Source organism: Shewanella electrica (genome assembly GCF_022321485.1).
Taxonomy (GTDB): domain Bacteria; phylum Pseudomonadota; class Gammaproteobacteria; order Enterobacterales; family Shewanellaceae; genus Shewanella; species Shewanella electrica.
In genome coordinates this window covers 1-255 of record NZ_JAKOGG010000498.1, presented here as the reverse complement: position 1 = coordinate 255, position 255 = coordinate 1, and the positions used below count along the sequence as shown (strand labels likewise).

At 45.9% G+C, this 255-nt stretch carries 1 protein-coding gene; it reads right to left on the bottom strand.

Going from position 1 to position 255, the window contains the following annotated elements; all coding sequences use genetic code 11:
- Positions 1-255 (bottom strand): hypothetical protein (locus tag L9G74_RS21315; RefSeq protein WP_326521530.1); only part of this gene is annotated, 255 nt, incomplete at both ends.

Below are 255 nucleotides of genomic sequence, written 5' to 3'. Positions count from 1 at the left end.
ACCGTCGTCTTGGCATCGGCTTCTGCTTCAACTTCAGCAGGAGTTTCATCGGTTTCCAAGTGAGTTGACCATGTTTTTTCAAGTTCATCAACGATTTGTGCATGCATCTTTTCATCCAACTTAACCTTCTTGAAGAAGATGAATGTCCCAATCAAAATCATAGCAGCAGGTACACCGAACATCATTAACTTGAAGATGGCAGCGCCATGGCTAGTCACATCACCAGCAGTGGCACCAGCTGTCATCCCAGCCCAA